This window comes from Nocardia sp. NPDC051911, from assembly GCF_040681035.1.
Taxonomy (GTDB): domain Bacteria; phylum Actinomycetota; class Actinomycetes; order Mycobacteriales; family Mycobacteriaceae; genus Nocardia; species Nocardia sichangensis.
In genome coordinates this window covers 1-2,743 of sequence record NZ_JBFAXY010000088.1, presented here as the reverse complement: position 1 = coordinate 2,743, position 2,743 = coordinate 1, and the positions used below count along the sequence as shown (strand labels likewise).

Here is a 2,743-nt window from a genome sequence, read left to right as displayed (position 1 = left end):
CTTTGTGGTGGGGTGATGGCGTGCCTTTTGAAGAATGAGCCTGCGAGTCATCGGTGTGTGGCGAGGTTAACCCGTGTGGGGTAGCCGTAGCGAAAGCGAGTCCGAATAGGGCGTTTTGAGTCGCATGTCATGGACCCGAAGCGGAGTGATCTACCCATGGCCAGGGTGAAGCGACGGTAAGACGTCGTGGAGGCCCGAACCCACTTAGGTTGAAAACTGAGGGGATGAGCTGTGGGTAGGGGTGAAAGGCCAATCAAACTCCGTGATAGCTGGTTCTCCCCGAAATGCATTTAGGTGCAGCGTCACGTGTTTCACATCGGAGGTAGAGCTACTGGATGGCCTAGGGGGCCCACAAGCTTACCGAAGTCAGCCAAACTCCGAATGCCGGTGTGTGAGAGCGTGGCAGTGAGACTGCGGGGGATAAGCTTCGTAGTCGAGAGGGAAACAGCCCAGATCGCCGGCTAAGGCCCCTAAGCGTGTACTAAGTGGAAAAGGATGTGGGGTCGCGAAGACAACCAGGAGGTTGGCTTAGAAGCAGCCACCCTTGAAAGAGTGCGTAATAGCTCACTGGTCAAGTGATCCTGCGCCGACAATGTAGCGGGGCTCAAGTACACCGCCGAAGCCGCGGCATTCCAGCATTATTCTGCTTTCGAGCCAGGAGCTGGGATGGGTAGGGGAGCGTCGTGCAGCCGTGGAAGCAGCGGGGTGACCTAGTTGTGGAGGCTGTGCGAGTGAGAATGCAGGCATGAGTAGCGAAAGACGAGTGAGAAACTCGTCCGCCGAATGACCAAGGGTTCCTGGGCCAGGTTAATCCGCCCAGGGTGAGTCGGGACCTAAGGCGAGGCCGACAGGCGTAGTCGATGGACAACGGGTTGATATTCCCGTACCCGTGTATCCGCGCCCAATGGCGAATCAGTGGTGCTAAGTGCCCAAATGTGGATGGACTTCCTTCGGGAAGCTTGAAGCGGCTGCGCACGACCCCTGCTGTAGTAGTCAAGCGATGGGGTGACGCAGGAAGGTAGCTGGGCCAGGTGGTGGATTACCTGGTGTAAGCCGGTAGGGCGTTGTGTAGGCAAATCCGCACAACATGTGCCTGAGAGGTGATGCGTAGCCGATTGAGGCGAATTCAGTGATCCTATGCTGCCGAGAAAAGCCTCTAGTGAGTTGGTACACGGCCCGTACCCCAAACCGACACAGGTGGTCAGGTAGAGAATACCGAGGCGATCGAGAGAACTGTGGTTAAGGAACTCGGCAAAATGCCCCCGTAACTTCGGGAGAAGGGGGACCACGTCTGGTGACGATCCTTTGCGGTCCGAGCTGGGTGTGGTCGCAGAGACCAGAGAGAAGCGACTGTTTACTAAAAACACAGGTCCGTGCGAAGTCGTAAGACGATGTATACGGACTGACGCCTGCCCGGTGCCGGAAGGTTAAGAGGACCGGTTAGCGCTTTCGGGCGCGAAGCTGAGAATTTAAGCCCCGGTAAACGGCGGTGGTAACTATAACCATCCTAAGGTAGCGAAATTCCTTGTCGGGTAAGTTCCGACCTGCACGAATGGCGTAACGACTTCTCTGCTGTCTCAACCACAGACTCGGCGAAATTGCATTACGAGTAAAGATGCTCGTTACGCGCGGCAGGACGAAAAGACCCCGGGACCTTCACTATAGCTTGGTATTGGTGTTCGGTACGGTTTGTGTAGGATAGGTGGGAGACTGTGAAGCGGGCACGCCAGTGTTCGTGGAGTCGTCGTTGAAATACCACTCTGGTCGTATTGGACTTCTAACCTCGGACCCTGATCGGGTTCAGGGACAGTGCCTGGTGGGTAGTTTAACTGGGGCGGTTGCCTCCTAAAATGTAACGGAGGCGCCCAAAGGTTCCCTCAGCCTGGTTGGCAATCAGGTGTCGAGTGCAAGTGCACAAGGGAGCTTGACTGTGAGACTGACGGGTCGAGCAGGGACGAAAGTCGGGACTAGTGATCCGGCACCGGCATGTGGAAGCGGTGTCGCTCAACGGATAAAAGGTACCCCGGGGATAACAGGCTGATCTTCCCCAAGAGTCCATATCGACGGGATGGTTTGGCACCTCGATGTCGGCTCGTCGCATCCTGGGGCTGGAGTAGGTCCCAAGGGTTGGGCTGTTCGCCCATTAAAGCGGCACGCGAGCTGGGTTTAGAACGTCGTGAGACAGTTCGGTCTCTATCCGCCGCGCGCGTCAGAAACTTGAGGAAGGCTGTCCCTAGTACGAGAGGACCGGGACGGACGAACCTCTGGTGTGCCAGTTGTCCTGCCAAGGGCACTGCTGGTTGGCTACGTTCGGAAGGGATAACCGCTGAAAGCATCTAAGCGGGAAGCCTGTTCCAAGATGAGGTTTCTCACCACCTTCGAGTGGTTAAGGCCCCCTATAGACCATGGGGTTGATAGGCCGGAACTGGAAGCACGGTAACGTGTGGAGGTGACCGGTACTAATCGGCCGAGGACTTACCAACAAAGGTTGCTACGCGTCCACTGTGCGGTATCTGAAACAACACACAGATACCCCCGAAAACACTCTGTCCCTTGTGGTGGAGTCCCATATCCTTCGGGTGTGGGTTGGGGGTGTGGATAGTTTCATAGAGTTACGGCGGCCATAGCGGTGGGGAAACGCCCGGTCCCATTCCGAACCCGGAAGCTAAGCCTGCCAGCGCCGATGGTACTGCACTCGACAGGGTGTGGGAGAGTAGGACACCGCCGGAACATCCTTTCACGA

General features: G+C 56.7%; 1 rRNA gene and 1 other annotated feature (1 of these 2 cut by a window edge). The gene reads left to right on the top strand.

Annotated features, from left to right (window positions below):
- Positions 1-2,483 (top strand) — a sequence feature (most likely nonfunctional fraction of RNA operon) (it extends 1,725 nt beyond the left edge of the window).
- 130 nt (positions 2,484-2,613) lie between these two features.
- Positions 2,614-2,730: ribosomal RNA gene (rrf, locus tag AB0L97_RS38420) — 5S ribosomal RNA — on the top strand.
- Positions 2,731-2,743: the final 13 nt, after the last annotated feature.